Consider the following 3961-nt stretch of genomic DNA (forward strand, 5'->3'; position numbering starts at 1 on the left):
AGAACTACTCGGTCGCTCATTTGCGACTTCCTTATGTTAACATCTTCGTTAGTTAATGTCAACTAAGTTTTTCATTTTGTTTGCCGCGTTCTGCGTTATTGCATCGGCGACTTGTTCTATATTACACCTCTATATCCTAATCGTCAATACCTTTTTCATAAAGTTATTCAAGTTAATATTTTTGAACTCTCTAATCTAGAGAAGAACCTATAAATATTGCATTATCCGAAAATCCTCTTCGACTTCGCTTTAATTTCTTCTCCCAAAATATATTCAAGTTTACTTACACCCTAGACTGAATTGGTACGGAAGTTTTCCCCCCGCGGAACTAACAACCTTATTTTAATAAATACTAATATATAATTAAAAACTTATTCCACTCCCTAACACCTCTTTGTTTATCAGGCACTCTATTAGAAACGATTGAAGATATACGTATTCTCATAAACAGACAACGATACAGAAATTCTTATATACTACTCTAGCTATAGAGTTCCCCTTATATGAGGTAATGGTTACTTACCTGTTTACTCGTAAATATATAGAAACACACTAATATATTTACTAACTATCCCTATGTCACTGAAATAGCAGACTTATATCTCTTTCATCTTTAGCAGCATCCATTTCCATATGGCCTAGTCGTAATAAATTTTATATCCTCTTAACAAACATTTCAGATATACAAATAAACTATACTCGAGGTCCGAACCAATTAATAGTATTTCTTTTTTCAAACACATATACCGGATTAAAAATACGCACCTCAATTGATCGAGTGCACATAACACACTCACAAGGAACATTCATTCTATTTGTATTTTATTACTTTTTATCACATGTAAGGATGTTTATCCTATACCTATATTTACGTTTTACCGCTAGGAGAGCGAATCGAGTTACTAACAAAGTATGTAATTTTATTGTTTATATATATCCTCCGTTTTGAAATACATATAGAATTACAAATTCATTTATTTCTAGCTATAAACCTAAGAATACATAACAATAAGAAACCAATGCATATAAAACACCCACAAAAACAAATTCTACAACAAGGTATACTACGGCTGTACAATTTATAAACTATAATCTTTTCAATATAAAAAGAGCCGGAATTTCTACTCTAAGGAACATCCGACTCTTATTTTTGGGCCACAACCAAAATAATTTAACTTACTCACTACAACTGAACTCCCTCATAATAACCATAGCCAAAATAATTTTTATATTTAATATTAAAATGTCTATTTAATATTCCCTACTCTGCTGTACTGCAGATGAATGCATCATATCTATCACTGCACGATATAAATTTTCCGGATATTCAGCTATCCGATGGCATAAATACAAGTACCACTCTTTCCCATAGGTCAAATACACCCTAGCATTATGCCCTTTGTTTTTCAAATCACTTAACATATCCGGACGAATTCCATATAGCATTTCTATCTCTACATTAGATTGATTAAAACATTGACGTTTCTCCATTTCTTTAATAAGAATTTCATCATGTGTAGCTATAGATACAGGATGATTGTTTTCAACTAGTTGTTCTACAATCTGAAGATACTGTTGGTTTAAGTCATTTGACCTAGGCATAGCAATATCCGAAACTTCTTGATAGGCACCTTTTACAACTCGTATTTTCCCTGGATAATGTAGGAGTTCTTGAATATCATCGTTTGAGCGATATAAATGCGCCTGAATCGTTATCCCTACATTAGGATATTGCTCAGTTGTTTTTTTATAGATGGAAAGAATGTCTGCTGCTTTAGATGATTCTTCCATACTTATCATAAGGGTAGTTCCATGTAGTTTTGCCTTCTCTGCCAACTCCATTAAATGAATATAAGATATTTTTGGATCTATAGATAATCCAATATGCGATAAATCGAGTGATACTGTTTGCTTCATAGATAGAGCACCCATATCCCCAATAAGATTCCAAAACTCATTTTTTGCTTTATAACATTCCTCTATATCTAGAGTATTTTCCCCTATGTATTCTAGTGAAGTATGATAACCTTTTGTAATTAGTTCTTTTGCTATCACAATCCCCTCATGTCTCGTTTCTCCGGTGACAAAGCGTTTCGCAGCTTGCAATAACAACGCATAGAGTTCATTAGATTGTTGTACATAGGATTTTATATGTTCATTTCGTGCAATCGATTTAAATGCCTGAGCTACTTGGAATTCTGGTTTCGTCATCACATTTTCATCCCCTTTAGAACTATTTGATCCAACTATAGCATGCTAAAATGGTTCGTATTAGTACCATTTTATCCAAACTTTTATGGTACCAATTTTGATGAAGGGAGCATTTATATGCTTTGGATACCTATTGATCGATCGTTAGATATAAGTTTAATTCGACAGGTTTATCACCAAATACGTGAACGAATATTAAACGGAGAACTACAATCTGGAGAAAGACTACCATCTACACGGGAATTATCTTCTGAGTTAAGCGTGTCTAGGAATGTAATTTTAGAAGCTTATGATCAATTATTTTCCGAAGGTTTTTTGGTCGCTCGACAGGGCGCCGGGACATTCATTGCAGAAGGAACTTATTTAGAACAACGTAAAAAATCAACTCTAATTGATTCTTTATCTTGGTGCGAAGAAATAAACAAAGACAGTAACATCATTAATTTTCGTTCAGGGATACCAGCATTAGACTTATTTCCACGTAAGGGATGGGCAAAGTTATCTCATACTATATGGAATGAAACACCTCCTTCTACGTTTGGATACGATATTCCCGAAGGGCGTCCCGAATTAAGAAAGGTTTTATCACACTATTTACTTAAAACAAGAGGAGTTTTTTGTCATCCAGAACAATTGATAATTACCTCCGGTGCAACGCAAGCTTTAACACTTATTTCTAAGCTACTTTTGTCAACAGGCGACGAAGTACTAATAGAAGATCCCATCACCAATGACATTCAAACAATTTTTAAAAATTCAGGAGCCTTCCTTTATCCTATACCAGTTGATGATAATGGGATGGATACATCTTTGCTGCCTGCAAATAAAAACCCAAAATTCATCTTCACTACTCCTTCTCATCAGTTTCCTTTAGGAGGAGCGTTACCGATTCAACGACGGGTTCAATTGATTAACTACTCAAGGAAAACAAATTGTTATCTCATTGAAGATGATTATGACAGTGAGTTTCGATATGAAGGCTCACCTGTAAGTTCATTACAGGGATTGGATCCCGAGCGTGTTATATATATAGGTTCATTTAGTAAAATTTTATCACCGGCCCTTAGGATGGGATACTTAGTTCTTCCCTCACACCTTATTGAAAAATGTCGCAGGGTAAAATGGTTTTCAGATCTACATACACCTTCTTTAAATCAGCTTGTTCTTGCTAAATTTATTGCCGAAGATTATTTGGAGCGACATATTATGAAGATGAAAAAAATTTATAAAACTCGAAGAGACTTCCTTATCCAGCAATTAAAATTAGCATTCTCCAATAAGATCAATATTTTCGGTTATTCTACAGGATTACATCTGATTGTTGAATTCAATCAAGTTCAATTCACAAAAGAATTACTTGAGGAAATCCAACAACTCGGAGTGAAAGTATATCCTGTGGAAGAGCACGCCATTAAAAAAGGAAAACATCATAATCGAATTATTATAGGGTATGGACATTTAACAACTGAAGAAATAAAAGAAGGTGTGAGCAGGCTACAGAGGGCAATACCTTGTATCTATTCTTGTTAACGAATAGATGGTCTAACAAACTTATCCATATTTTTCTGAAGGTATGCTATTTAGATGTGAAATCATAATAAAATAAAGCTGTTTTTTGCTAGATACACGTACTCATAGAACCAACATTAATTACAAGATTATTTCCATTAAACACAAAAAAGACGAGTCATTCTGACTCGTCTTAAAGTTGCTTGGCGACGTCCTACTCTCACAGGGACAAGGTCCCAAC

Annotated in this window: 2 protein-coding genes; one reads left to right on the forward strand and one right to left on the reverse strand. The window is 34.0% G+C overall.

The annotated features are described in order from the left end of the window. Positions 1-1251 precede the first annotated feature (1251 nt). Complete coding sequence (locus JDS82_RS28920; protein ID WP_000165404.1) at positions 1252-2211, reverse strand: proline dehydrogenase family protein; 960 nt, start codon at positions 2209-2211, stop codon at positions 1252-1254. Between the two features lie 117 nt (positions 2212-2328). Between JDS82_RS28920 and pdxR the strand changes: the two genes are divergently transcribed. After that, entirely contained in the window at positions 2329-3741 is a 1413-nt protein-coding gene (gene pdxR / locus JDS82_RS28925) for a MocR-like pyridoxine biosynthesis transcription factor PdxR (protein WP_000964405.1), read from the forward strand. Positions 3742-3961 lie beyond the last annotated feature (220 nt).

Origin of the sequence: Bacillus cereus group sp. N14, from assembly GCF_016483555.1 — a bacterium.
Classification (GTDB): Bacteria; Bacillota; Bacilli; order Bacillales; family Bacillaceae_G; genus Bacillus_A; species Bacillus_A wiedmannii.

Bases quoted from the DNA above. Each gene is read 5' to 3' on its own strand.
- JDS82_RS28920 (WP_000165404.1), bottom strand. From the start codon at position 2,211: ATGACGAAACCAGAATTCCAAGTAGCTCAGGCATTTAAATCGATTGCA.
- pdxR (WP_000964405.1), top strand. From the start codon at position 2,329: ATGCTTTGGATACCTATTGATCGATCGTTAGATATAAGTTTAATTCGA.